The following is a 24659-nucleotide window of genomic DNA, read 5'->3' on the forward strand; positions in this document are numbered from 1 at the left end:
TTCCTGGAAAGCTTCCGGAATTGGGGCGAGGAGATGTCCGGCCCATCGGTCACTGCCGTTGTCGACGACGAGAGCTGGGTCGTCGAGTTCACCGTGCGCGGAAGCTGGGAGCGGACCCTCTGGCTGACCGCCTTCGGCCTGCTCAACAAGTGCATGTCGCACCATCCGGCCGGACTGCTGCTCGACCTGCGCCACCTGCACGACCCGGGCGCGATCAGCGCGCCGCTGTGGCTCACCGCCGCCACCCACGGCGAGCGGATGGAACCGGCCGTCCGGATCGCGGCCTGCCTGCCCGACCGCACCGACCTGTCGGCCCGCCTCAGCAGCGTCATCGCCAGCCGCCTCGTCCCCGCCTTCCCGACCGTCCGGCTGGCCCGCTCCTTCCTGACCAGCACCCGGCCGCGGATGGACCAGGTCCGGCTGCACCTGCCGCCGGACCCGGCGGCCGCCGCCCGGGCCCGGCACATGGTGACCGCCGCCTGCGAGGAGTGGGGGATGGATCCACTCGTCACCCGGGCCCGGCTGGTCGTCTCCGAACTGGTCGTCAACGCGGCCGAGCACGCCGGCACCCCGATCGACGTGCTGATCTCGCGTCGCGACGCCGGCAACCTGCTGCACCTGGCCGTGGTCGACGGCTCCCCGGTGCTCCCGTCGATCCGGCTGGAGATGGAGAACCCGCTGACCGAGCGGGGGTACGGGCTGCGCATCGTCGACGCGGCGGTCAACGGATGGGGCGCCCTGCCCACCCGGGCCGGCAAGATCGTGTGGGCGCTTCTCAGATCCTGAGGAAACCGGCGGGCACGTAGAGGCCCTGACGGTCGGCACGGACCGCCGCGGCGGTCCGCGACTCGGCCCCCAGCTTCGCCATGATGTGCTCCAGATGCCCCACCGCGGTCCGCGCCGTGATGTGCAGGGCGCTGGCGATCGCCGCGTTGCTGCGGCCCTCCACCAGCAGACCGAGGACCTGGAGTTCGCGGGGCGTCAGGCCGTACGTCTCCGGCGGTGGCCCGAACAGCACCATGGCCCGATGGTGGCCGGGCGGCTCCGGCGGGCAGGCCAGCGCCGTCACCTGGAGAAGCGTGCCGTGCCCGGGCGGATACTCACCCGGCACCAGGAACCGCGCCCACGTCCGCCCCGGCGTCAGCAGGCTCCCGACCAGGGTCAGCACCGCCGGCTCCACGCCGAGCGCCCGGGCACCCGGCATCCCCGGCAGTTCCTCGGCCCGCCCGGCCCGGGTCAGCACCACCCCGGCCCGGGCGTCCTGGACCATCCCGGCCAGCGTCGTCAGCGTGCGCAGCGGATCCACCACGTGCGCCAGCAGCGGCGTCAGCATGACCAGCAGGTCCAGGGCCTCGTCGCTGAGCGGCTCGGCCGACTCGGTGTGCGCGCCGAGCAGCCCCAGATAGCGGCCGTCCGCCGTGACCAGCGGGATCGACACCCCCTCGGCCAGCCCCGCCGGCATGAAGAAGTCGACCCACACCGGCAGCTCCACCACCGGCACCGGCGAGTCGAACACCCGGATCGGACGGCGGCCCTGATGCATGCCGACCCGCATCACGTCGGCCATGAACGCCGGGCTGGCCAGGTGCCGGCGCAGCCGTGCCGGGTGGCCGGGGGTGGCCACCGGCTCCTGCACCCAGCGCTCCGGATCGAGCAGGCTGAGCCAGGCCGCATCGTGACGCAGCACCGGACGCAGCGCCTCGATCAGCGCTTCCGCCCGCTGCCCGACTCCGGACGACATCGCCGCGATCCTGAGGATCTCGGCCGTGATCCGCCCACTACCGGGAGGAAGGCCCACCCGTCCATCATGGGCCGTCCCGCCCCGAAACGGACAGGCACCCCGCGAGGGAAGCCGATCAGCCCGTGAACGTGGCCGCTCCCGCCCGATGGCCCAGGAACGTCGTGAGACCGCAGAGGCGCAGGATCATGTCGACCGACGGGTGTGCCGCGACGATGCACACGCGCCCCGCCCCCGCGGTCATCTCCAGCGTGTTCAGCGCCCGCAGCCCGGCATGATCGCAGAACTCGACGCCGGACAGATCCAGCCGGATCAGCTCCAGGCCGCCGCCGACCAGCCGGCCCAACGTCCGCAACATCGGCGCGGCGGTCCGGATGTCCAGCTCACCGGCGACCGTGGCCAGCAGTTCACCGGACCCGGTCCGCTCCACGGTGACGGTGAGGTCCTCCTGTTGGTCGTGCACACACCCTCCCCCACCCCGTTCGTTTGCCGCTGCCCGCGACGCTACCCAGAGCGACCGGCCGGCGACATCGGAAGAAACTCCCACCCGATACGGGTCAGTCGGCGTGCCCGAGCGCTATCAGGACGAGGTGGACTCGGTCCCGGGCGTCGAGCTTCTCCAGCAGATGAGCCACATGTGACTCGACCGTCGCCTCGGTCACGTGCAGCCGGTCCGCGATCTCCGCGTTGGTCCGGCCCTCGGCGATCTAGGCGCACCCGCTCCTCGGCGGCCGCAGCCCGGACCCGCTCCCGCGCCTCCCGCTCCGCGTGCATCCGCTGCTGCCGGAACCAGGCACCCAGCACGAAAACCGGCACCACGAAGATCGTCCAGATCCACGACCGGGCCAGGCCGTCCTCCGGGTCGAGGACCGTCGTCGCCGCGACGGCCGCCGCACCCACCGGCAGGACGGTGTACGCCCACGGCCGCGACCCGTACCGCCCGCAGGCGAACGCCGCCACCGCGAACAGGGCGGTCCCGGCCATCGCGTCCGGGAACACCCCCAGCGGCGACTGCCCGGTCAGCGCCATCGCGACCAGCAGGAACACGACCGTCGAAGCGTGCCGCCGGACGAGCAGCGCGGCGCAGCAGACGACGACGAGGGTGAGCGCCACGGCAGTGTCGGTGGGTGGCCCGAACGTGCCCCGCGCCGCCTCCACCAGCCCGAGGGCGACGACGCCGGCGGGCACCATCCAGTCGCCGGGCGCCGGCCGGAGCGGAGGCACGCGCCCAGCGTAGGACCGGGGGAGGGCGCACCGCTTCCGCCGACGGGATGACACCGGCGTCACACCACGGGCGGAGCGGCCCGTCCGTGGGCCGGTGACCCGGACGCCCCGGACCCGGCCGTCGCCACCGCCGACACCCGCTGGTTCCTCGCTCTGTCCGCGGTGACCACCGGGCTGCTCGTCGGCGGCGGCGGCGCTGGCCGCGGTGACCGGGCAGCCCGGGTGCCGCCTGCTGGCCGCCGGGGTCGGGCCGGCCCTCGGGTACCTCGGCGTGGTCTCCCTGGTCCTGCCGGACGCGATCGGCGGCTGGGGCCGGGCCGGCGGTGCTCTCGGCTGCGCCGCCGGCCTGACCTACCTCGCCGTCGCCGTCCCGTGGCGGCGTCTGCGCCCCGCTCCCGTGCCGGGCGCGGTCTGACCGGTCAGGCCTTGTCGACGAGGTCGCGGACGGCCTGCGCGCTCGCCGGACTGCCCGCGACATCGCCGTAGGCGCCGTACGCCGTCACATAGACCGGCGTGTCCCGCTGGGTGCGCCGGTTCTCGGCGAGCGGCCCGATGTCGACCGCGTCGTAGCCGATGCCGTCGAGGAACTCGGTGACCGCCTGCTTGGCGGCCGCGTCGTCCCCGGCGATCGGCAGCGCCGACCGGTCCGCCGCCCCCGACGGCCGGGCCAGCGACCCCAGGTGTTCGAACCAGATGTTGTTGAAGGCCTTCACCACGTGTGCGTCGGCGAAGTGGGCCTGCACCAGCTCACCGGTCGTGGTCGAGCCGTCCTCCAGCTCGGGGAGGACGCCGTCCCGGTCCGGGTAGTAGTTGTTCGTGTCGATGAGGACCTTCCCGGCCAGCGGCGCGGCCGGGATGTCCCGGTAGGCGCGCAGCGGCACGGTCAGCACCACGATGTCGGCGGCCGCGGCGGCCTCGGCCGGTGTCGCCGCCCGGGCCCGCGGACCCAGCTCGCCGACCAGTTCCTGCAACGTCTCCGGCCCGCGGGAGTTGCTCAGCACCACGTCGTGCCCGGCCGCCACGGCCAGTCGCGCCACGGTGCCGCCGATGTTCCCGCTGCCGATGAGTCCGATCGTCGTCATGTCTGTCGCGAACTCCGGCTCCGGCCGCCCGATTCCGGCGAACACCGTTTTCGTGACGGTCGGCACGTATCGCTTGCCCGGGGGTAAGAGGATGGGATACGCACGTCGGCGAGCTGAGGAGTAGTCCGTTGTTCCTGTTGTTCGGAATACGAAGCAAAGACCATCCGGCCGGTACGCGGGTGACCAACTGCGAGATCTGCGGCTGGCAGGCCCCTCAGCACCTGCTGCGCCGGACCACGCGGTTCACCCTGTTCTTCATCCCGCTCTTCCCGGTCAAGCCGGCTTCCTACTACGTGGTGTGCGGCCACTGCCAGGGCTTCCGCAAGGCCGACCCGAGGTTGATCGCCGCCTAGGCTCCGGCGAGCGGGGCGGGTGTCAGGCCGGCTGGATCCAGTCGAAGGTGCGTTCGACGGCTCGGCGCCAGTTGGCGTATTCGACGTCGCGGAGGCGGGGGTCCATGGCCGGCATCCACTGGCCGGCGATGTGCCAGTTGCCGCGCAGACCGTCCAGGTCGGGCCAGTAACCGACGGCCAGGCCGGCCGCGTACGCCGCGCCCAGTGACACCGTCTCCACGGCGAGCGGGCGGACCAGCGGCACGTCCAGGACGTCGGCGATCATCTGCATGAGCAGGTTGTCGGCGGTCATCCCGCCGTCGACCTTGAGCGTGGTCAGGGTGAGGCCGGAGTTGGCGTTCATCGCGTCGACCACCTCGCGGGTCTGCCAGGCGGTCGCCTCCAGCACCGCGCGGGCCAGGTGCCCCTTGGTGATGTACGAGGTCAGGCCCACGATCACGCCACGGGCCTCGCTGCGCCAGTGGGGTGCGTAGAGCCCGGAGAACGCCGGCACGATGTAACAGCCGCCGTTGTCGGCGACGGTCCGGGCCAGGGTCTCGATCTCCGGCGCGCTGGAGATCAGCTCCAGCTGGTCGCGGAACCACTGCACCAGCGAGCCGGTGATCGCGATCGACCCCTCCAGCGCGTAGACGGCCGGGGCGCCGGCGATCTGGTAGGCGACCGTGCTGAGCAGCCCGTTCTCCGCGCGGATCAGGTCGGTGCCGGTGTTCAGCAGCAGAAAACTGCCGGTGCCGTAGGTGCACTTCGCCTCGCCCGGTGTGAAACACGTCTGCCCGAACAGGGCCGCCTGCTGGTCGCCGAGCGCGGCACCGATCCGTACCCCCGGGAAGCCTTCCGACGCGGTGCCGAAGCCGCCGATGGACGGCCGCACCGCGGGCAGCATCGCGCGGGGGATGCCGAAGAAGTCCAGCGCCCGCGGTGACCAGTCGAGGGACCGGACGTCGAGGAGCATGGTGCGGCTGGCGTTGGTGACGTCGGTGACGTGCTGGGTGCGCCCGGTCAGGTTCCAGATCAGCCAGGTCTCCATGGTGCCGCAGAGGACCTCGCCGCGTTCGGCGCGTTCCCGCAGGCCGGGCGTGTGGTCGAGCATCCACCGCAGCCGTGGCCCGGAGAAGTACGTCGCCAGCGGCAAGCCGGATATCTCGGAGATCTCCGAGGCGGCGGGTGTGGCGGTGAGCGTGTGGACGAGCGCATCCGTCCGGGTGTCCTGCCAGATTATCGCCCGCCCGATCGGCGCCCCGGAGACCCGATCCCAGATGACCGTCGTCTCCCGCTGGTTGGCGATGCCGACCGCGGCCACCTGGTCGAGACGGATCCCCGCGCGGGAGAGCACCCTCGGCGCGAGGCGTTCCACGTTGCGCCAGATCTCCATGGCGTCGTGCTCCACCCATCCCGGCCTGGGGAAATACTGCTTGTGCTCCTGCTGGGCCAGCGACACCAGCTGCCCGCGCCGGTCGAAGACGATGCACCGGGTGGAGGTGGTGCCCTGGTCGATCGCGACCACATAAGAGTCGGTCATCGGGTTGCCCCCAGGTCGCGGGAGATGGCGCGGGCGGCGTCGCGGACGAAGCCGACCAGGTGGGGCCGCGGCCGGTAGCGGCTGTCGCAGACCCGGTCGACCGGGCCGGAGATGCCGATCGCGCCGACCACCAGGCCCCCGTAGCCACGGATCGGCGCGGCCACGGCTGCCTGGCCGAGCAGGAATTCCTCGACCTCGCTCGCCCAGCCGCCGTCGCGTACCCCCTCCAATGCCGTGGTGAGCGCCCGCGGATCGGTGAGGGTGAGCCGGGTGAAGGTCTCGAGGCCGGGAACCGGTCCGCCGGGCCGGTAGGCCAGCAGCACCTTGCCGAGGGCGGTGGCGTGCAGCGGCAGCAGTGCGCCCACGTCGAGGGTCTGGAACGTGTCGTCCGGCCGGAACACGTGGTGCACGACGAGGACCCGGCCTTCGAGGACGGTGCCGATCCGGACCGCCTCCCCGCTGCGGGCGGCGAGCGGGTCGGCCCAGTTGATCGACCGGGACCGCAGTTCGTTGATGTCGAGGTAGCTGGTGCCGAGGTGGAGCAGGGCCCCGCCGAGCTGGTACTGGCCGGAGACCCGGTCCTGCTCGACGAACCCGACCAGCTGCAGGGTGCGCAGGATGCCGTGGGTGGTGCCCTTCGCCAGATCCAGCGTGCGGGCGATCTCGGTGAGGCCGAGACGGCCCGGGCCACCGGCGAGCGTCCGCAGGATCGCGGCCGCTCGCTCGATGGACTGCACCGTCCCGGGCATGTTTCGGACTCTATGCCACTGTGTGACGACTCGCCGTAATTGATGTTCGACAATGCCGACCGGTGTTCATTGCCCCCCTCCCGACCCGTTCATAGCGTCCGGAGCATCGATTGGAGGGAGCATGGCTACTCGACTCAAGACACCTGGACTCGTCGGTGAGCTCGCGGCGGAGTTCGCCGGCACGATGATCCTGATCCTGTTCGGCGTGGGGGTGGTGGCGCAGGTCGCCGCGGCCGGCATCGGGGACCACGACAGCATCGCCTGGGCCTGGGGCCTGGGTGTGACCCTCGGCGTGTACGTCGCGGCCCGGGTCAGCGGCGCGCATCTCAACCCGGCGGTGACCATCGCGCTCGCCGTCTTCAAGGGCTTCTCCTGGCGGAAGGTGGCCCCCTACTCGCTGGCGCAGACTCTCGGGGCGTTCGTCGCGGCGCTCATCGTGCGCTGGAACTACACCGAGGTCCTGCACGCGGCCGACCCCGGCCTGACGATCAAGACCCAGGGCGTCTTCTCCACGCTTCCCGGCAACGGGACGCTTCCGGTCAGCGAATGGGGCGCTTTCCGGGACCAGATCATCGGTACGGCCATCCTGCTCTTCGTCATCCTGGCGCTGACCGACATGGCCAACACCGCACCGGCCGCCAATCTGGGCCCGGTCGTGATCGGCCTGCTCGTGGTCGCGATCGGTATGGCCTGGGGCACGAACGCCGGCTACGCGATCAACCCGGCCCGTGACTTCGGCCCGCGACTCGCCAGTTTCCTGACCGGCTACGGGGGCGCTTTCCGCGACCAGACAGGGTATCTCTACTTCTGGATCCCGATAGTCGGGCCGATCATCGGCGGCGTCGTCGGCGCGGGGCTGTACCAGATTTTGATCGGACGTTTCCTTCCGTCGGACGCCCCGCAGGAGCCGGGCGAGATTCCGACCCCGCGTGACGGAAACCTGAGTGACGAGAATGTGGAGGCGACCCGTGGCTGACTTCGTGGGCGCAGTGGACCAGGGCACCACCAGCACGCGGTTCATGATCTTCGACCATGGCGGCAACGAGGTGGCCCGGCACCAGCTGGAGCACGAGCAGATCCTGCCGCAGGCCGGCTGGGTCGAGCACAACCCGATCGAGATCTGGGACCGGACCGTCACCGTCGTGCGGACGGCGATGCAGAAGGCCAACCTGAGTGCGAGCGACCTGGCCGCGGTCGGGATCACCAACCAGCGGGAGACCACGGTGGTGTGGGACCGGCACACCGGGCGGCCCTACTACAACGCGATCGTGTGGCAGGACACCCGTACCGATCGCATCGCCTCTGCCCTTGATCGTGATGGTCGTGGCGATGTGATCAGGCGCAAGGCGGGGCTGCCGCCGGCCACCTACTTCTCCGGCGGCAAGATCCAGTGGATTCTGGAGAACGTCGACGGCGTGCGCGAGGCCGCCGAGCGCGGTGACGCGATCTTCGGCAACACCGACAGCTGGCTGTTGTGGAACATCACCGGCAATCACGTCACCGACGTGACCAACGCCAGCCGCACCATGCTGATGAACCTGGAGACCCTCGACTGGGACGACGAGCTGCTGTCGTTCTTCAACATCCCGCGGCAGATGCTCCCGGAGATCCGGCCGTCGTCCGACCCGACCGGTTTCGGCGTCGCGCGGGTCCCCGGCCCGCTCGGCGGCGAGGTGCCGATCACCGGTGACCTGGGCGACCAGCAGGCGGCCACCGTCGGGCAGGTCTGCTTCAGCCCCGGCGAGGCCAAGAACACCTACGGCACCGGCAACTTCATGCTCCTGAACACCGGCACCAACCTGGTCCGCTCGGAGCACGGCCTGCTCACCACGGTCTGCTACAAGTTCGGCGACGCCGCCCCGGTCTACGCCCTGGAGGGCTCGATCGCGGTCACCGGCTCGGCCGTCCAGTGGCTGCGCGACCAGCTGCACATCATCAACTCGGCGGGCGAGAGCGAATCGCTCGCGGCGCAGGTCCCGGACAGCGGCGGTGTCTACTTCGTCCCGGCGTTCTCCGGCCTGTTCGCGCCCTACTGGCGGTCGGACGCCCGGGGCGCGATCGTCGGCCTGTCCCGCTTCAACACCGACGCGCACATCGCCCGGGCCACCCTGGAGGCGATCTGCTACCAGACGCGGGACGTGGTCGACGCGATGGCCCAGGACTCCGGCGTCACCCTGGACGTGCTGAAGGTCGACGGCGGCATCACGGTCAACAACCTCTGCATGCAGATCCAGGCCGACGTGCTCGGCGTACCGGTCAGCCGCCCGGTCGTCGCGGAGACCACCGCCCTGGGTGCCGCCTACGCGGCCGGTCTCGCGGTCGGCTTCTGGAAGAACACCGACGAGCTGCGGGAGAACTGGAACGAGTCGCAGCGCTGGCAGCCGGACTGGTCGCAGGAACAGCGCGACCACGGCTACGGGAAGTGGAAGAAGGCGGTGCAGCGGACCCTCGACTGGGTGGACGTGGACTGATCATGACTGCTCTTTCACCTGCCAACCGGGACGCGGCCCTCGAAGCCCTGTCGGCGACCGAGGTCGACGTGCTGGTGATCGGTGGGGGAGTGGTGGGGGCGGGGTGCGCGCTCGACGCGGTCACACGGGGACTGACCGTGGGGCTCGTCGAGGCGCGCGACCTCGCCTCCGGCACGTCCAGCCGGTCCAGCAAACTCATCCACGGCGGTCTCCGCTACCTGGAGATGCTGGATTTCGGGCTGGTGCGCGAGGCGCTGCGGGAGCGGGGGCTCATCCTGCAGCGGCTCGCCCCGCACCTGGCCCGTCCGGTCCGGTTCCTCTACCCGCTCAAGCATCGCGGCTGGGAGCGGCTCTACGCGGGGGCCGGCGTCACCCTCTACGACACGATGGCGCTGTCCGGAGCGCTGCCCCGGCACCGGCATCTCACCCGCCGCGGCGCGCTGCGGGCCTGCCCCGCGCTGCGCAAGGAGTCGCTGGTCGGGGCCTTGCAGTACTACGACGCGCAGGTCGACGACGCCCGGCACACGATGTTCCTGGCAAGGACCGCGGCGTCCTTCGGGGCCCACGTCGCGACGCGGGCCGAGGTGGCCGGTTTCCTCCGTGAGGGCGAGAGGGTCACCGGGGTACGGGTACACGACCTCGAACACGACAGGACGCTGGAGATCCGCGCCCACCAGGTGATCAACGCGACCGGGGTGTGGACCGACGACACCCAGTCCCTGGTCGGTGAGCGGGGCCAGTTCCACGTCCGCGCGTCCAAGGGCATCCACCTGGTCGTCCCGCGCGACCGGATCCACTCGTCGACCGGCCTGATCCTGCGGACCGAGCGCAGCGTGCTGTTCGTGATCCCCTGGGGCCGGCACTGGATCGTCGGCACCACCGACACCGACTGGTCGCTGGACAAGGCGCATCCGGCGGCGTCCGCGAAGGACATCGACTACCTGCTCACCGAGGTCAACAAGGTGCTCGGCCGGCCGTTGGAGCGGGCCGACGTGGAGGGCGTCTACGCCGGTCTGCGGCCGCTGCTGTCCGGCGAGTCGGAGTCGACCTCGCAGCTGTCCCGGGAGCATTCGGTCAGCAGCCCGGTCCCGGGGCTGGTGGTGGTGGCCGGGGGCAAGTACACGACGTACCGGGTGATGGCCCGGGACGCCGTCGACGCCTGCGTGCACAGCCTGGCCCGTAACGTGCCGCGGTCGGTCACCGACCGGGTGCCGCTGCTCGGCGCGGACGGCTACCCGGCACTGTGGAACCGCCGCGGCATCCTGGCCGCCGAGTCGGGTCTGCACGTGGCCCGGGTCGAGCACCTGCTCGGCCGGTACGGCTCACTCGTCCACGAGCTGCTCGACCTGATCCGGGCGGATCCCGACCTGGGCCGGCCGATCGAGGGCGCCGACGACTACCTGCGGGCCGAGTTCGTCTACGCGGCCGCCGCCGAGGGCGCCCGTCACCTGGTCGACGTGCTGGCCCGGCGGACCCGGATCTCGATCGAGACGTTCGACCGGGGTGTGGTGGCCGCACCGCACGCCGCCGAGCTGATGGGCCGGGTCCTCGGCTGGACCCCTTCGCAGCGCGAACGCGAGGTGGAGAACTACCGCCTGCGGGTGGAGGCCGAGCGGGCCTCCCAGGAGCAGCAGGACGACGAGACGGCCGACGCCGCCCGGCTCGGGGCGCCGGACGTGGTGCCGGTGCGGATCATCTGACGTTTGGGGGTTGTCTCAACCGTGGACCGGCAGGGCCGATCACTGAGGGCGCAAGCGTGATCCCTACCACGGATGGGCCCGAGATGACGACTCAGTACGACCCCACCACCCCCTACCCGCAGCAGCCCCCGATGGGCGCCTACCCGCCGCCGCAGGGTGGTTACCCGTCGGTGCCGCAGCAGTTCAAGGTGCCGGGAGTCGGGCCGGTCATCGCGTTCACCGCGATCTTCGGGGTCTTCGGGGCGATCTCGGCGGCCCGCCGCTCCGGCAAGGCCAAGCGGGCCGGGTTCCCGACCAACAAGTACTGGGTCACGTTCGGCATCACGCTCGCGGTGGTGTGGGCGGTCGGCGGCATCATCGGGGCCATCTCCTCGATCGGTGCCGCCAAGAGCACCACCCCGCCGGTCACCGCCGCGGCCGCGACCGTGGCCCCGACCACCCCGTCGGCGGTGCCCACCACCGAGGCGGCGGCCGTGCCGGCGACCGACGTCGTCGCCACCGAGGCGCCGGTCGAGGAGGTCGAGCTGGCCGACGACGCGTACACCGCGGCGTGGCTGCAGGACGAGATCGTCGCCAACGGTGACTTCAAGTCGGCCGACGGCGAGCCGTCCGAGGTCGCCTCGGCCACCTGCTCGGCCCTCGACATCGACGAGATGGGCGTCGGCTCGTACCAGTGCGTCATCGACTTCACCTCGGGCCAGCGGCAGAGCCAGAACATCAACCTGGACGACTCCGGCGCCTGGGTGACCGTCGCCTGATCATCTTCTGACACCGCGGGGTGGTGGCTCAGCCGAGCCGCCACCCCGTCGTCGTGTCTCAGGCCAGCAGGCGCCGGATCGGCTGGGCCGGCTCGCCGAGCCAGTCGGCGAGATGGCCGAGCGGGCCGGCGAGTGCCTGGCCGGCGTGGTCGAGGGCGCCGGAGCCGGCCAGCGCGAGGGTCAGCCGCTCCAGCGAGCCGGCGATCCGCTCCCGGTCGGGGTCCGCTTCGAGCAGCGCGATCTCGGCGACGCCGAGCTCGCGGTGCGCCACGGTGGTGGTCTCGTCGGGCAGGGGGAGGACGTCGAGGACCTGGCGGATCCGGTGCAGCTCGGCCACCAGCCAGCCGGTCGCCTCGTTCGTCGTCCCGGCCTGCTGTTCCGTAGCGTTCGACATCATTCTCCTGGTTTGTCCGGAGGATCAGGTTTCCGCCGATTCTATGAAGTACCCGTCCGGAGGGTGCGGAAACGTGAAAGCGGCCGTCCCCTCAGGGGGACGGCCGCCGTGGTGCTTCGTCAGATCACTTCCAGGTGTCGCTCACCGTGTAGGTGGCGGCGGTGCCGGTCGTGTAGGAGCGGTTGCTGCCGGACTCCCAGGTGACGTTCCCGGAGGCGTCCTTCTTGATGTACTTGTAGCTGAAGGTCGTGCTCTGCGGGACGACCACCGGCTTCGACCACGTCGGGTAGTTCGCCGACGAGAGCGGGATGGCGTTGGTGGTGTTCCAGGCGCCCAGCGCGTCGATCGAGCCGACCACATAGACGTTGGTGCCGGTCGTGGTGGTCGCCGTCTCGTTGAAGGTGACCGCGGTGGCACTGGCGTTCGCCACGTTCCAGCTGTTGGTGTAGGTGATCGCCGCGCTGCCGGTGCTCACCGCCCGGTTGGCGTTGCTCTCCCAGGTGACGTTCCCGGAGGCGTCCTTCTTGATGTACTTGTACTCGAAGCTGGAGTTGCCCGGGACCGTGATCGTGGACGACCAGATCGGGTACCCGGCGGCCGACAGCTTGATCGCGTTCGCGGTGTTCCAGCTGCCCAGGCCTGAGTTCGAGCCGACCACGTAGACGTCGGTGCCGGTCGAGGTGGTCGCGTAGACGTTGAAGGTCGCCTGGACCGTACCGGCGCTGGTGGTGACGCTCGGTGACGGGGTCGGGGAGCTGGAGGCGCTCGCCGACGGTGACGGGCTGCTGCTGGTGGACGAAGCCGAAGGCGAGGCCGTGGGCGACGTGCCGCCGCCGGACCTGGCGTTGACGTCGAGCGCGACCGCGCTGCCGGCCGGGATGGTGACCGACGCGGTGCCGCCGGAGACGGTGATCGCGGTGCCGTTGCAGCCGGTGGAGCTGGCGCCGCCGGTGATCCGGTCACAGTAGGTGCCGTCGGCCAGGCCGGTGGTGTACGTGGCCGTCGACGCGCTGGACGAGTTGTTCAGGCCGAACCAGCCCAGTGAGCCGCGGCTGAAACCGATCACGTTGCCGCTGGTGGTGGTCCAGTTCGACGCCGTGGTGACCGACTGGGTGGCGTTGCGCCAGCCGACCATGCCCTTGACGCCGGTGGACTGGGTGAGGCACTGCCATGCGCTGTTGGAGCAGTTGGTGTCGGTGACGAAACCGCTGGAGTCGGCCGGCGGCGACTGGCCGGTGCTCGACGTGGAGAACGTGAATCCGTCGTAGACGAACGGCTGCCCGTACGGGTAGGCCAGCAGGAAGTAGTTGGCCAGCGTGTACTTGGTGCCGTCCTGGTAGCGCAGCGTGGTGCCGTCGCGCTCCAGGTCGTGGTTGGTCACCATGGCCGCGGTCTGCGCGCTCGTCGCGTCCAGGCTCCACGACGGGATCGTCGACAGGTTGCCCAGCGTCCCGTTGTTGAACTGGGTCTTCAGGCCCATCGCGTAGGAGAAGCCCAGCACGTCACCGTTGGAGGTGAACGCCGACGGCAGCAGCTCGCTGTTCGACGCGCCGGTGAAGATCTCCTGCGCGATGTACGGCTTCACGCCCTCGGCCGTGGTGTTGTTCAGTTTCGCGATGATCGCCGCGAAGTCGGCCTTGGCGACGTGCTTGGCCGCGTCCACGCGGAAGCCGTCGACCCCGAGCCCGACCAGGTCGTTCAGATAGGTCGCGATCTTCGTCTGGACGCCGCTGTCCTGCGTCTTCAGGTCCGACAGCGACAGCAGCATGCAGTTCTGGACCTCGGAGACGTTGTTCCAGTCGTCGATCACCGCGTCGTCGTCGGAACAGTAGCCGTCGTTCGCGTGGTGGAAGTCGCTGTAGCCGTACGGCACGGCCGGGTAGGTGTAGCCGGACGGGCTGAACGTCGAGCCGCCGTACGTCGTGGTCAGGGTGTTGTTGGCGCCGGCCATGTGGTTGACCACGGCGTCCACATAGACCCGGACACCGGCGTTGTGGCAGGCCGTGACCATGCTGGAGAACTGCGCCCGGGTGCCGAACCGGCTGGTCAGGTTGTAGGAGACCGGCTGGTAGATCTCCCACCAGGGGTGCACGCCGGAGTCGCTGGTGGCCAGGCTGACCGACTCGGCCGGCGGGGCGACCTGGACCGCGCCGTAACCAGCCGGGCCGAGGTGGTTGGTGCAGGCCGCGGAGACCGAGTTCCAGTTCCACGACCACAGGTTCGCGGTGACATCGCTGCTGTTCAGCGTGACGGCGGCCGACGCGCTGCCGGCGAGGGACACGGCGGCGATGCCGGAGGCCAGGGCGGCAAGAGAGGTGACAGCTCCGACGAGGAGTCTGCGAGATCGCTGTCTCATGGGGGTGCCTTCTTCTGCGGGGGCGAGAGCGAAGGGGAACGGGGGTTGCAAGTTCTTGCAAGCAATTTCAGGAAGTTACCAAGCTGTGTCGCGTTGGTAAAGAGGTAGATGCCTATGAAAAGAAGCCCCGGCGGAGACCCGCCGGGGCTTCGGTGTGCTGGCTGTCAGAGTGCGGCCAGTCTCCTGTGGAACGTCCTGGTAGTGGTCCAGAGCTTGTAGACCAGCAGGGACTCGAAGGCCAGCAGCAGCACGCCGGACGCGATCGTCACCGGGATGATCTGATTGATCACCGGGCCGACGATGAAGACGAACATCATGAACTCGATGCCGCTGAACAGGTGCACGCGGATGCGCTGCCGTAGCAAGAAGTTGCGAACTTGCAGAAAGAGGCCGAACCGCTTGCGGAAGTCACCGTGGACGTCGACCCGCGCCTTCTCCGCGTCCTCCGGGGCCACCACCTCGTCGTCGGTCTCCTCGACGTAGTCGGTGGCGACGATCCCGGTCGCCTCCAGCAGCTTCTCCTTCATGCTCAGCTTGACCTTCTGCATCTGCAGCGCGTTCAGATAGCGGAACATGTCGAGGAAGATCACCAGGGTGGCCAGCCACAGGTAGACAGTCTCGCCGGTCAGGTTCCACTGCCCGCCGAACAACGCCAGCGAGCAAGTGACCACCCGCAGCCGGTCGAAGACGTAGTCCAGCCAGCTGCCGAAGATCGACCCCGTCCCGTTCAGCCGGGCGATCTTGCCGTCCATGCAGTCGAGCACGAAAGCCAGATGAAAGAGCAGGGCACCGGCCAGCAACCAGGTGTACTCACCCTGCCAGAAACACGCCGCCGCACCCAGGCCGACGACGAAGGCCGACAGCGAGAGGAAGTTCGGGGTCGCCCACTTCCACGGCGCCACCAGCCGGACCAGCGGCCCGGCCAGTGGATCGACCAGCCACACCGTCCACCAGGCGTCCCGGCGTTTATAGGTGCGCTCGCGGACTTCCGCGAGCGAGGGGCGCTGCGCCATCGCTATTACTCCTCGAGTTGTACAGCGCGGGGGAGTGCAGGTGAATGACACATGCACAGAAGGGGCCCCCGCCCTGACCGGCATTCAACACCGAACCGTCAAGCGTCGCGACATCGGACCACCACCAATGCTGTCACCATCATCGCGGCCGGCCAGACCGGTCCGGGCGGCAGCGCGACCCGCGGCAGGTGGGCGACGATCAACGGCACGACGATTTCGTACGCCGTGAGCAGTATCGCCGTGGCGCCGACCGGATGCCGCACGATCGTCGCCACCCCCGCCGCCAGCAGCAGATCCAGCAGCAGACGCCCGGTCGCGCCCGGCTCGCCGGCCAGCAGGGCCACCACCAGCACCGCGGGACCGGCCGCGATCGTGACCGCCGCGAACTTCGCCGTCACCAGCACCGACCGCCGCGGGACGGCCAGCAGAGCCGACCTGATCTGCCCGCCGCCCTGGTACTCGTGGCCGGCCGCCAGCACCCCCAGGACCAGCACCCCCACCTGGGCGTACGGCAGGGGCGAGCCGATCTGCCCCAGTATCGCGGTGATCGCGCAGGTCATAGCCACCGTCAGCCCGATCGACGGGAGCGTGACCAGCTTGAGTACCTCCGCCCCGACGATGCGGATCACGCGGCACGCCGGCCGAACAGCCACGCGCCCAGCGCCAGCAGCGCGCCCACCCAGGCGATCATCACCAGCCCGGCGGTCACCGGGGCGATCCGCACGTCACCGACCTCGTTCAGGAACATGTGCGCCCCGACGATGTCCGGCAGGTAGGCGGCCAGCGGCGTCACCTTCGTCAGCAGATACGACACCGACACGACCGAGATGTTCACGATCAGCACGGTCAGCGTGACGATCCCGTTCCGGAAGATCAGGGTCAGGGCGTACGCCAGCAGGCCCATCAGCACCCAGTAGAGGACGGCGGCCGCGGCCCGGCCCGGCGAGGGCGACGGAACCAGATCGCCGAGCACCATCCGGCTCAGCGCCAGCGTCGCCACCGCGGTGACCGCACCCTGCACCGCCACGACCAGGCTCAACGCCGCCGCCTTGGCCGCGACGAGCCGCCCGCGCCGGGGCATCGCCGCCAGCGTGGCCTGCAGCTGCCGCGCCCCCGGCGCATCCTCACCGGTCGAGGTGAACTCACTGCTGACCACCACCACGCCGAGGATCAGAGCCCCGAGAAGCCCGATCCCGAGTGGTTGGAACGCGGCATCCGACGGATCCGAGTGGAATCCCTCCTCGATGGCCCTCCGGGTGCCGCCCGCGCTGAGCAGTGCCAGAATCGGCGCCGCGATCAGCCCCAGTAAGAGCCCCACCCAGGCCGTCGGAAGGCTGACGATCTTCACCAGTTCGGCCCGGACCCACCGTCCCGCCGTGCCTTCCTCGTCCCTTCTGTCCCGTCGGCTCACCACGACGGCCCCTCGGCGGTGGCGGTGGTGCGGGCCAGGAAGGCGTCCTCCAGCGTCGGGTGGTCGCCGACGACCTCGGCCAGCGTCCCGTCCGCCACCACCACGCCGTGGTCGATGATCACCACGTCGTCGGCGGTCTCGGCCAGTTCACCCATCAGATGGCTGGACAGCAGCACCGTCCGGCCCTGGGCGGCGCTGTCCCGCAGGAACGCCCGCATCCACCGGATCCCGGCCGGATCCAGCCCGTTCACCGGCTCGTCCAGGATCAGCACCGGTGGATCACCGAGCAGCGCCGCCGCCAGTCCCAGCCGCCGGCTCATCCCCAGGGAGAACCGTCCCGCCCGTTTGCCGGCCTCCGCGGTCAGACCGACCACCTCCAGCACCTCGTCGACACGGCTCCGTGGCAGCCCGTTACTCAGCGCCATCCAGCGCAGATGCGCCCGCGCCGTCCGCGAACGGTGCGCCCCGCTGCCGTCCAGCAGCGCCCCGGCCACGGTCAGCGGCCGGTCCAGTTCGGCATACCGCCGCCCGTCGATCAAGGCACGCCCCGCCTGCGGCCGATCGAGCCCGAGCAGCACCCGAAGCGTCGACGTCTTCCCGGCCCCGTTGGACCCGAGAAACCCGGTGACCCGCCCCGGCCGGGCCACGAAACTCACCTCGTGCAGAACCCGGGCCCGCCCTCGAACCCGGCTCACACCCTCAATCGTGATCATGCCTATCAGCCAACCGCCCAGGTCCCGTCCCCACATCCGACCCAGATCCGGCTTCCGAACCCCGCCTGCAACCCAGGTCCGACCACCCGCCCCCGACCGGCCGGGTCCTCGCCGGCCCAATCGCGCCCCGCTCGCCCTCCGGGCTGGTTCGCTACCGGGCAGGCCGGCTCGCTCGCCCGGTGGGCGTCTTCGCTCGTCCACCGGGTCGGTGACAGGGGTGAGGCCGGCCGCGGATCTCGGAGGGCCTACGACCCTGGTCTGAGATCTACAGTCGCTGTGGTGAACTCGTTCGAACGGCCGACCTGGAGCAGTAGGGCGGTTCCGGTCGTGCTGGTGGTCGTCGCTGTCCTGATCATGGCGATGTGCACGGTCGGGGCCGAGGGGCCGGCGGCACGGGTCATCCCGGTGCTGATCGGCGGCGGTGCGGCGGCGGCCGCGGCTTGGGCGGTGCGTCGATGGCGGGCCGACCGTGCCGAGTACGAGCGCCGCCTGACCGCGTGGGCCGCCACCGAGGCGGTACTGGCCGAGCGCCTGCGGATCGCCCGTGACCTGCATGATCTGGTCTCGCACGGGCTGGGGTCGATCACCGTCCGGGCGGCGGCCACCCGCTACGAACCCGGACCGGAGGAGATGCGGTCGGCGCTGGACGACATCGAGGCGACCAGCCGGGAGACCACTGCCGAACTGCGCCGGATGCTGACCGTACTCCGGGATCCCGCCTCGCCGGAGCCGCGTGCGCCGATGGAAGGCCTCGAAGCGCTGCCGGAGATCGTCCACGGCGCGCGGTCGGCCGGACTTCGGGTGAGTCTCACCGGCGGCGATCTCGGGGAGGTCTCCCCGGGGGTGCAGGTGGCGGTCTGCCGGACGGTCCGGGAGGGGCTCGCCAACACGGCCCGGCACGCGGGGCCCACCGACGTCGCCGTGCGGGTTCGCAGGGACGGCCCGCACGTGGTGGTCAGTGTCTCCGACTCCGGTCCGGCGGAGGGCTGGCGGCCCGATCCGGGAGCGGGCCACGGCCTGGCCGGCCTCCGTGAACGGGTGACCAGCCTGGACGGCACCCTGACCACCGAGCACGTCGAGGGCGGCTTCCACCTGGTCGCCCGCATTCCCGACGACGTCCGCCGATGAAGCGGCGACTCTCAGGCCTCCAGCAGCCAAGGGGTGTGGGTGCGAGGTCTCGTGAGGGAAGGTGGGGCGGGGTGGGGGAGCGCGGTAGCGGCGCAGCCGGGGGCGGGGAGGGTGTGATTGTGGGCGGGGTGGCCGTACCGCTGAGGGTTCTGCTCGTTGATGATCAGCCGCTGCTGCGGCGCAGTCTCGCGGTCGTCATCGGACATCAGCCTGATCTTGAAGTTGTCGGTCAGGCCGGTGACGGTGCGGAGGCGGTGGTCCGGGCCCGGGCCACCCGGCCGGATGTGGTGTTGATGGATGTGCGGATGCCGGGGCTGGACGGGCTGGAGGCGACCCGGCGGATCTGTGCGGATCCGGCGCTGGCCGGGACCCGGGTTCTGGTGTTGAGCATGTTCGAACTGGATGAATATGTGTATGAAGCGCTGCAAGCCGGCGCGTCCGGGTTTCTGTTGAAGGATGCCGAGCCGGAGGATCTGGTCGACGCGGTGCGGCGGACGTGCCGGGGTGAGTCGCTGTTCGCGCCGTCGATTCTGACTCGGCTGGTCGCCCACTACGTGGCCGCGCCCCGGCCGGAACGTCCGGCCGGGGCGCTGCGACGGCTCACTCCGCGTGAGGTGGAGGTCCTCGCGCTGATCGGAAACGGTCTCGCCAATGACGAGATCGCTGCCGCCCTGGTGATCTCGGTGAAGACGGTGAAGACGCACATCACGCATCTGCTCGCGAAATTGTCTGCCCGCGATCGCGCTCAGCTGGTGATCGCCGCCTTCAATGCGGGCCTGGTACGCCCGCGATGAGGGTGCGGACCCGCGATCAGTGCGGGCATTCCATCCAGGCGACCCGGAAGATCGTGTCGAGGTTGAGGTCGGACGAGTCCATGGTGATGAAACTGGTCGTGTTCTTGTTCGACGAGCCGCGGTTGACCTTGAGCTCGGTTTTGATGTTCAGATAACGCGAGGAACCGCACGGCAGCCACGTGACCGCCTCGACCCCGACCTCGTCGGTGACCTGCCACGTGTCGTCCATGAATCCGTTGAACTGGTACTTGCTGACGCCGGTCTGCGACATGCCCTGGAAGTAGTAGAAAGCCGTCTCGTTGGCGTAGGCGCCCTGCTCCAGCCGGGCGTATCCGCGGTAGTCGGCGCGGGCGATGCCGTAGGTGTATCCGGTCGGGATCCGCACGTTGAGCATGAGCTGGCACTGCTTGCGGAAGTCGGTCGGGCCCGACTCCGGCCCGACCTGGGCGACGAACTTGCTGTACGACACGGTGAACGCCTTGTTGTCCGGCGACACCTCGACGCTGGCGCTGCCCGCGGGACAGCCGTTCCCGTTGGCCGACACGACGGAGATGGTCATGTCGTCGTCGGGCGGTGCGACGGTATGCATTCCGGTGACGGGCGCGCCGAGGGTCGACAGCATCATGGCTCCGGCGGCGATCGTGTTCAACATCGGGTGTCTCCTAATTGTCCGGCGGAATGGGGTACGGAAATGCGCGCCGCGGGCCTGTCCCGGCCCGGCACATGCGCTTGAAGAAACGTACGATTCAGCCGTTGGGCGGCGCAGGAGATAACCCGAGGGAAACGCCCACCGGTGGGGGCCGGAACGGGTAAATTGCCCGTCCGGGCGCACGCGGCCCGGCCATCTGGGCAGAATTTCGCAAACCCGGCACGGATCGATCGGATCAATGCTAGGAACCTCGACAGCGGACCGTGCCGATGCCACCGTGAGGGCATGACTGACATCGACCCCGCTGAAGAGAACAAGAGACGTTTCCTCGATGCGTTCGGCCGTTTCGCGGCCGGGGAGATCGAGGTGCTCCGCGAGATCATCCGGGAGGACTTCGTCTCGCACACCGTCGGCGCCCCGCCCGGACGGGACGCCTGGATCGAGTTCATCGTCAACTCGCCGATCGCCACCGCACAGATCGAGATCCAGCACGTCATCGCGGACGATGAGTTCGTGGTGGCGCACTACACGCTGATCCCGGCCGAGGGGCCGAACGAGGACGTGGTCGACATCTGGCGTTTCGAGGACGGCCTGATCGTCGAGCACTGGGACGTGAGCCGCCCGGTCGCCTGAGGGTGACGGGCTCGATCAGGGCCCGTCACCCATATCTCCTATGTGTTTGATAGGTTATGCTGGTCGCATCCTTGACGACAGGAGACATGATGACGACCGTGCATGACCTGCGACGGGTCGACGACGACGCGTTCCGGCGGCTTCTCGACCGCAACGCCATCTGGAAGCGGATGGTGACGGTGGGCGACCGGCTGCCGATCCAGCCGGTCTACGAGGTCGACCTCGGCCCGATCCACCTCGACCGGCTCCTCGACACCGGCCCTCTCGTGCTGGTCTTCATCCGCTATGCCGGGTCGCCCTGGTGCGAGGACCTGCTCCGGTCCTACGCCACCGGCCTGGAGCCGGCCCTCACCGCACTCGGCGCCCACCTGGTCGCGGTCAGCCCGCAGGCACCCGGGCGCCTGGCCGCCCTCAAGCACCGCGACGGCCTGCCGTTCCTGGTCGCCTCCGACCCGCGGCACGTGCTCGTCGACGCCCTCCGGATCGGCTTCTCCAGCCCCGGCGCCGACAAGCCGCTCGGCACCGGCCGCTCGGTGCTGCCGTTCGCCTCGGTGGTCGTCGCCGACAGGTCCGGTCTGGTCCGCTTCGCCGACGTCCGCCCCAACTGGCTCGACCCGCTCCCGGCGGCCCGGGTGGTCGAAGCGGTCCGTGCACTCGGAGGCGACGCGGGCCGCACATTCGGAGGCGAAGCGGTTCGCGCACCCGGCAGTGGCGCGGTTCGCGCACCCGGCAGTGGCGCGGTTCGCGCACCCGGCGGCGCATCGACGTCTTGACATGTCCCCGGCCTGCTGAAACGCTCGCCGGGGTGGGAATCATCGATCGCCTCAGGACCGATCCGGGTCTCTGGAAAGAGATCACCGCCGACGGCACCCCCGTGGTCGAGCCGTGGGACGACGACCATGTCCTGGTCACCTTCCTGTGGCGGGGCGAGGCCACCGGCACCCGTGTCTGCTGGGGTGTCTGGGCCGACCTGACCCGCCTGCCCGGCACCGACATCTGGCACGTGTCCCGGGTGATGCCGGCCGACACCCGCACGGTCTACTACCTGGCCCACGGCGACGGCGACGCGATGCCCCGGGACCTGTCCGGCGCCGGGGCCGCGCACATCGACCCGGGCAACCCGCGGCGGCAGCACTTCCCGGCCGATCCGCTGGACCCGACCGACCACGACGTCTGGGCCTCGGTGCTGGAGTTGCCGGCCGCCCCGCCGGAGCCGTGGACCGGCAGCCGTCCCGGCGTCACCCCGGGCACGCGGGAGACGCACACCCTGCACAGCGCGGCGCTCGGTGGTGACCGGCACATCGTCCTGCACCGGCCGGCCGGTGTGCCCGCCACCGGGCTGCCGTCCCTCGTCGTCTTCGACGGCCACAACTCCCGTGAGGTGCTGCGCGTCCCGGAGACCCTGGACAACCTGGTCGCGGCCGGGCGGATCCCGGCGTGCACGGCGATCTTCGTGCACCTGCCGGACGCCACCCGGGACGACGAGCTCGGCGCCGTCCCGGCACTGCGTGACTTCATCGCGTCCGAGGTGATGCCGTTCGCCCGTACCACCTGGGGAACGCCGGACACCGGAGGCCGCAACGTGGTCGCCGGCGCCTCCCGCGGTGGTCTCGCCGCCGCCTACCTCGCGCTCGAACTGCCGGAGCTCTTCGGCGCGGCGATCTGCCAGTCGGGCAGCTTCTGGTGGGGGCCCGACGGCGAGCCGGAGTGGCTCACCCGTCAGGTCACCGCCAGACCGCCCGTCGACGTGCGCTTCTACCTGGACGTCGGTGCCGCGGAGACGACACCCGGCCCGAACGGGCTGACCCAGATCGACGTCAACCGGCGGATGCGCGACGCCCTGCTGGCCCGCGGCTACGACCTGCACTACGCCGAGTACGCGGGGTCCCACGACTACGTCAACTGGCGGCGTACCTTCGCTGACGGGCTGCTCGCGGTGCGACGGCCGGCAGGGTGAAGGTGAAGACGAAATTCGGTCGCCTGATCCGGGGCGGGGCCCTACTGTGCTGTTCATGTTCACGCCCGGTTCGCAGCTGCCCCTCGCGGTGGCTCCCGTGTGCGTGCTTCCCGGCGCTGATACCCGAGTCTGACCCTTCCCCACCGGCAGCAGAACCCCGGGGAAGGGTGGCTGTTCCCTGCCCGGGTTCTGACGCGTCCCGCCTGGCGACGGGAGGTGTACCACCTGTAATGCCTTGCATCCAGTGAGGACTGAATCCCGATGGCGAAGAGCCAGTTCATCCGTACGAAGCCGCACCTCAACATCGGCACGATGGGTCACGTCGACCACGGCAAGACGACCCTGACCGCCGCGATCACCAAGGTCCTCGCCGACCGCGACCCGGCCTCCAACCGGTACGTCGCGTTCGAGGGGATCGACAAGGCCCCGGAGGAGGCCGCCCGCGGCATCACCATCACGATCGCGCACGTCGAGTACGAGACCGCGTCCCGTCACTACGCCCACGTCGACATGCCGGGGCACGCCGACTACGTGAAGAACATGATCACGGGGGCGGCGCAGGTGGACGGTGCGATCCTCGTGGTGTCCGCCCAGGACGGGTCGATGCCGCAGACGCGGGAGCACGTCCTGCTGGCGCAGCGGGTCGGTGTGCCGTACCTCGTGGTGGCCCTCAACAAGAGCGACATGGCCGACGACCCGGAGCTGCTGGACCTGGTCGAGCTGGAGGTCCGTGAGCTGCTGTCGGCCTACGGGTTCCCCGGCGACGAGGTGCCGGTGGTCCGGGTCAGCGCGCTCAAGGCGCTCGAGGGCGACCCGCGCTGGGTCGGCTCGATCGTCGAGCTGCTCGACGCGGTCGACACCTACGTGCCGATCCCGCCGCGCGAGCTGGGCGAGCCGTTCCTGATGCCGATCGAGAACGTGCTGTCGATCAGCGGCCGCGGGACCGTCGTCACCGGCAAGGTCGAGCGTGGTGAGCTGCGCGCCGGCGAGCCGGTCGAGGTCGTCGGTCTCGGGCCGACGTTCGCCAGCGTGGCGACCGGTCTGGAGACGTTCGGCAAGGTGCTGGAGTCGGCGCAGGCCGGCGACAACGCCGCCGTCCTGCTCCGCGGGGTCAAGCGCGAGCAGGTGCAGCGGGGCCAGGTCCTTGCCGCGCCTTCCAGCGTGCGGCCGCACCGGGTCTTCACGGCGCGGCTGTACGCGCTGACGAGCGCCGAGGGCGGCCGGCACACGCCGTTCGCCACCGACTATCGGCCGCAGTTCTACTTCCACACGACCGACGTGTCGGGCGGGATGGACCTGGGCGGTCTCGACCTGGTGATGCCCGGCGACACCCTGGACGAGGTGACGGTGACCCTGGGCAAGCCGATCGCGCTGGAGGCGGGCATGGGCTTCGCCGTCCGTGAGGGCAACCGCACGGTCGCCGCCGGCACGGTCACCGCCGTCCTGGACTGACGACGGGCACGACCGGCACGGGATCCCGGCTTCAGCGGGTCGCGTGCCGGTCCAGCCCGGTCCGTACCGCGCGCATCGCGAGGAACAGGTCCGATTTGATCCGCGCCACCGGGACGCCCCGGTCGGCGGCGAGGTCCTCCAGGGAGGCGCCGCCGTAGAGGGTCCGCACGATGAGCTCCCGGTGTGCGGGCGTGAGGTTCCGCATCGCCGCGACGATCCTGGTGGCGGGCGCCGTGGTCCGGTCACGGTGCCGGGCCGGGGCGCGCCGTTCCGCGTCGCGGAGCACGTCGCGGGCGGCCAGCATCAGCCACGGCCGGATCCCGGAGGCGAGCCGAGGATGGCGTCCGGGTTCGCGGGCGGCCCGGAACAGCGTCTCCTCGACGATCGCGCCGGCGGTCACCTCGTCTCCGCCGGTGTTCCGGAGCACGTAGGCGCGCAGCGCGGGCAGGTGCGGGTCGACCATCCGCTCGAACGCCTCCGTCGTCCGGTCGGCGGCGTGGCGGCCCATGCCGGGCTCCTTTCCGATCGGGGACGCGTGCAGCCGCCCATGGTGCTCGACCGGGCC

The 24659-nt window shown here is 70.5% G+C and carries 28 protein-coding genes; 13 read left to right on the plus strand and 15 right to left on the minus strand.

What is annotated here, in order from left to right; translation table 11 throughout:
- Positions 1-33: 33 nt before the first annotated feature.
- The gene (locus ACFO0C_RS30360) at positions 34-786 is read left to right on the plus strand and encodes an ATP-binding protein (protein WP_378070136.1); all 753 of its coding nucleotides are present in this window, start codon (positions 34-36) and stop codon (positions 784-786) included.
- Here the strand turns inward: ACFO0C_RS30360 and ACFO0C_RS30365 are convergent.
- From ACFO0C_RS30365 to ACFO0C_RS49055, 3 genes are read right to left on the minus strand one after another with little or no spacing between them, the layout of a single operon-like run.
- A complete protein-coding gene (locus tag ACFO0C_RS30365) occupies positions 776-1798 on the minus strand; it encodes a LuxR C-terminal-related transcriptional regulator (protein ID WP_378070137.1) in 1023 nt (340 codons plus the stop codon). The genes ACFO0C_RS30360 and ACFO0C_RS30365 overlap by 11 nt on opposite strands.
- A gap of 58 nt (positions 1799-1856) precedes the next feature.
- Positions 1857-2201, minus strand: coding sequence for an STAS domain-containing protein (locus ACFO0C_RS30370; protein ID WP_378070138.1), 345 nt, complete (start codon positions 2199-2201; stop codon positions 1857-1859).
- A 41-nt stretch (positions 2202-2242) separates the two neighbouring features.
- Positions 2243-2962, minus strand: coding sequence for a DUF7134 domain-containing protein (locus tag ACFO0C_RS49055; RefSeq protein ID WP_449191346.1), 720 nt, complete (start codon positions 2960-2962; stop codon positions 2243-2245).
- A 205-nt stretch (positions 2963-3167) separates the two neighbouring features.
- Here ACFO0C_RS49055 and ACFO0C_RS30380 point away from each other — a divergent pair, with 205 nt between their 5' ends.
- Positions 3168-3377, plus strand: coding sequence for a hypothetical protein (locus tag ACFO0C_RS30380; RefSeq protein WP_378070140.1), 210 nt, complete (start codon positions 3168-3170; stop codon positions 3375-3377).
- Between the two features lie 4 nt (positions 3378-3381).
- Here ACFO0C_RS30380 and ACFO0C_RS30385 read toward each other — a convergent pair whose 3' ends face one another.
- Positions 3382-4044, minus strand: coding sequence for an NADPH-dependent F420 reductase (locus tag ACFO0C_RS30385; protein WP_378070141.1), 663 nt, complete (start codon positions 4042-4044; stop codon positions 3382-3384).
- A gap of 128 nt (positions 4045-4172) precedes the next feature.
- On the opposite strand from ACFO0C_RS30385, the gene ACFO0C_RS30390 reads away from it, so the two are divergent.
- On the plus strand, positions 4173-4397 hold the full coding sequence (locus ACFO0C_RS30390) for a zinc-ribbon domain-containing protein (protein WP_378070142.1): 225 nt from the start codon (positions 4173-4175) through the stop codon (positions 4395-4397).
- Positions 4398-4419: 22 nt separating this feature from the next.
- Here ACFO0C_RS30390 and glpK (ACFO0C_RS30395) read toward each other — a convergent pair whose 3' ends face one another.
- The gene (glpK, locus tag ACFO0C_RS30395; protein ID WP_378070143.1) at positions 4420-5916 is read right to left on the minus strand and encodes a glycerol kinase GlpK; all 1497 of its coding nucleotides are present in this window, start codon (positions 5914-5916) and stop codon (positions 4420-4422) included.
- Complete coding sequence (locus ACFO0C_RS30400; protein WP_378070144.1) at positions 5913-6665, minus strand: IclR family transcriptional regulator; 753 nt, start codon at positions 6663-6665, stop codon at positions 5913-5915. Before ACFO0C_RS30400 ends, glpK (ACFO0C_RS30395) begins: the two co-directional genes overlap by 4 nt.
- 121 nt (positions 6666-6786) lie before the next feature.
- Here ACFO0C_RS30400 and ACFO0C_RS30405 point away from each other — a divergent pair, with 121 nt between their 5' ends.
- The 4 genes from ACFO0C_RS30405 (at position 6787) to ACFO0C_RS30420 (ending at position 11594) form a co-directional block, all read left to right on the plus strand.
- Positions 6787-7641, plus strand: a complete 855-nt coding sequence (locus tag ACFO0C_RS30405) for an MIP/aquaporin family protein (protein WP_378070145.1) — start codon at positions 6787-6789, stop codon at positions 7639-7641.
- Complete coding sequence (glpK, locus tag ACFO0C_RS30410) at positions 7634-9136, plus strand: glycerol kinase GlpK (protein ID WP_378070146.1); 1503 nt, start codon at positions 7634-7636, stop codon at positions 9134-9136. The genes ACFO0C_RS30405 and glpK (ACFO0C_RS30410) overlap by 8 nt, the downstream gene beginning before the upstream one ends.
- Positions 9133-10836, plus strand: a complete 1704-nt coding sequence (locus tag ACFO0C_RS30415; protein WP_378070491.1) for a glycerol-3-phosphate dehydrogenase/oxidase — start codon at positions 9133-9135, stop codon at positions 10834-10836. Before glpK (ACFO0C_RS30410) ends, ACFO0C_RS30415 begins: the two co-directional genes overlap by 4 nt.
- 83 nt (positions 10837-10919) lie before the next feature.
- Positions 10920-11594: a hypothetical protein gene (locus ACFO0C_RS30420; RefSeq protein WP_378070147.1), complete on the plus strand. Its 675-nt coding sequence runs from the start codon at positions 10920-10922 to the stop codon at positions 11592-11594.
- 58 nt (positions 11595-11652) lie between these two features.
- Here the strand turns inward: ACFO0C_RS30420 and ACFO0C_RS30425 are convergent, their stop codons facing one another.
- The 6 genes from ACFO0C_RS30425 to ACFO0C_RS30450 form a co-directional block, all read right to left on the minus strand.
- On the minus strand, positions 11653-11988 hold the full coding sequence (locus ACFO0C_RS30425) for a hypothetical protein (RefSeq protein WP_378070148.1): 336 nt from the start codon (positions 11986-11988) through the stop codon (positions 11653-11655).
- Positions 11989-12112: 124 nt separating this feature from the next.
- Positions 12113-14344, minus strand: a complete 2232-nt coding sequence (locus ACFO0C_RS30430; RefSeq protein WP_378070149.1) for a carbohydrate-binding module family 20 domain-containing protein — start codon at positions 14342-14344, stop codon at positions 12113-12115.
- 164 nt (positions 14345-14508) lie between these two features.
- Positions 14509-15357 (minus strand): CDP-alcohol phosphatidyltransferase family protein, encoded by an 849-nt coding sequence (locus ACFO0C_RS30435; RefSeq protein ID WP_378070150.1) that lies wholly within the window; start codon positions 15355-15357, stop codon positions 14509-14511.
- Between the two features lie 98 nt (positions 15358-15455).
- Positions 15456-15986: a hypothetical protein gene (locus ACFO0C_RS30440; RefSeq protein WP_378070151.1), complete on the minus strand. Its 531-nt coding sequence runs from the start codon at positions 15984-15986 to the stop codon at positions 15456-15458.
- On the minus strand, positions 15983-16675 hold the full coding sequence (locus ACFO0C_RS30445) for a hypothetical protein (RefSeq protein WP_378070152.1): 693 nt from the start codon (positions 16673-16675) through the stop codon (positions 15983-15985). The genes ACFO0C_RS30440 and ACFO0C_RS30445 overlap by 4 nt, the downstream gene beginning before the upstream one ends.
- Positions 16676-16764: 89 nt before the next feature.
- On the minus strand, positions 16765-17463 hold the full coding sequence (locus tag ACFO0C_RS30450) for an ABC transporter ATP-binding protein (protein ID WP_378070153.1): 699 nt from the start codon (positions 17461-17463) through the stop codon (positions 16765-16767).
- Between the two features lie 297 nt (positions 17464-17760).
- On the opposite strand from ACFO0C_RS30450, the gene ACFO0C_RS30455 reads away from it, so the two are divergent.
- Entirely contained in the window at positions 17761-18609 is an 849-nt protein-coding gene (locus ACFO0C_RS30455; protein WP_378070154.1) for a sensor histidine kinase, read from the plus strand.
- Positions 18610-18620: 11 nt separating this feature from the next.
- On the opposite strand, the gene ACFO0C_RS30460 is transcribed toward ACFO0C_RS30455, so the two are convergent.
- Entirely contained in the window at positions 18621-18815 is a 195-nt protein-coding gene (locus ACFO0C_RS30460; RefSeq protein ID WP_378070504.1) for a hypothetical protein, read from the minus strand.
- On the opposite strand from ACFO0C_RS30460, the gene ACFO0C_RS30465 reads away from it, so the two are divergent.
- Entirely contained in the window at positions 18783-19403 is a 621-nt protein-coding gene (locus ACFO0C_RS30465) for a response regulator (RefSeq protein WP_378070492.1), read from the plus strand. The two genes, ACFO0C_RS30460 and ACFO0C_RS30465, sit on opposite strands and share 33 nt — an antisense overlap.
- A 16-nt stretch (positions 19404-19419) precedes the next feature.
- Here ACFO0C_RS30465 and ACFO0C_RS30470 read toward each other — a convergent pair whose 3' ends face one another.
- Positions 19420-20055: a DUF4360 domain-containing protein gene (locus ACFO0C_RS30470; protein WP_378070155.1), complete on the minus strand. Its 636-nt coding sequence runs from the start codon at positions 20053-20055 to the stop codon at positions 19420-19422.
- Positions 20056-20337: 282 nt separating this feature from the next.
- Here ACFO0C_RS30470 and ACFO0C_RS30475 point away from each other — a divergent pair, with 282 nt between their 5' ends.
- From ACFO0C_RS30475 to tuf, 4 genes are all read left to right on the plus strand, one after another.
- On the plus strand, positions 20338-20685 hold the full coding sequence (locus tag ACFO0C_RS30475) for a nuclear transport factor 2 family protein (RefSeq protein WP_378070156.1): 348 nt from the start codon (positions 20338-20340) through the stop codon (positions 20683-20685).
- An 89-nt stretch (positions 20686-20774) separates the two neighbouring features.
- A complete protein-coding gene (locus ACFO0C_RS30480) occupies positions 20775-21458 on the plus strand; it encodes a redoxin domain-containing protein (RefSeq protein WP_378070157.1) in 684 nt (227 codons plus the stop codon).
- Between the two features lie 32 nt (positions 21459-21490).
- The gene (locus ACFO0C_RS30485) at positions 21491-22642 is read left to right on the plus strand and encodes an alpha/beta hydrolase-fold protein (protein ID WP_378070158.1); all 1152 of its coding nucleotides are present in this window, start codon (positions 21491-21493) and stop codon (positions 22640-22642) included.
- A gap of 261 nt (positions 22643-22903) precedes the next feature.
- A complete protein-coding gene (tuf, locus tag ACFO0C_RS30490) occupies positions 22904-24094 on the plus strand; it encodes an elongation factor Tu (protein ID WP_378070159.1) in 1191 nt (396 codons plus the stop codon).
- A gap of 31 nt (positions 24095-24125) precedes the next feature.
- On the opposite strand, the gene ACFO0C_RS30495 is transcribed toward tuf, so the two are convergent.
- Complete coding sequence (locus tag ACFO0C_RS30495; protein ID WP_378070160.1) at positions 24126-24602, minus strand: hypothetical protein; 477 nt, start codon at positions 24600-24602, stop codon at positions 24126-24128.
- Positions 24603-24659 lie beyond the last annotated feature (57 nt).

The sequence above is a fragment of the Actinoplanes subglobosus genome, from assembly GCF_042650585.1.
Taxonomy (GTDB): Bacteria; Actinomycetota; Actinomycetes; order Mycobacteriales; family Micromonosporaceae; genus Actinoplanes; species Actinoplanes subglobosus.